This is a genomic window from Mesorhizobium sp. M5C.F.Ca.ET.164.01.1.1 (genome assembly GCF_004792125.1).
Classification (GTDB): Bacteria; Pseudomonadota; Alphaproteobacteria; order Rhizobiales; family Rhizobiaceae; genus Mesorhizobium; species Mesorhizobium wenxiniae.
Genome location: NZ_SRTG01000478.1, coordinates 1 through 301 on the forward strand (window position 1 = coordinate 1; position 301 = coordinate 301).

A 301-nucleotide genomic window follows, 5' to 3' on the forward strand; every position below is an offset into this window, starting at 1 on the left:
GCGAGAAGTGGGGACAGTTATGCGTTTAACTGGAGGCCCTGTCGGCGGCCGTTCGAATTGCTTCAATGTTGGCTCTATAGGCTTCGACGCTGCCGCCCTTGAAGACGGCGGCGCCCGCCACCAGCACGCTGGCGCCGGCCGCGGTCACCAGCGGCGCCGTTTCCGCCGAGACGCCGCCGTCGATCTCGATGCGGATCGGCCGGTGGCCGATGAGCGCCTTCACCCGCCTCACCTTGTCGACGATAGCCGGGATGAAGGCCTGCCCGCCGAAACCCGGATTGACGGTCATGATCAGGATCAG

General features: G+C 65.8%; 1 pseudogene. It reads right to left on the reverse strand.

What is annotated here, in order from left to right:
• Positions 1 to 25 precede the first annotated feature (25 nt).
• Positions 26 to 301, reverse strand: a pseudogene (locus tag EN807_RS34360) (ribulose-phosphate 3-epimerase); the annotation flags it as partial.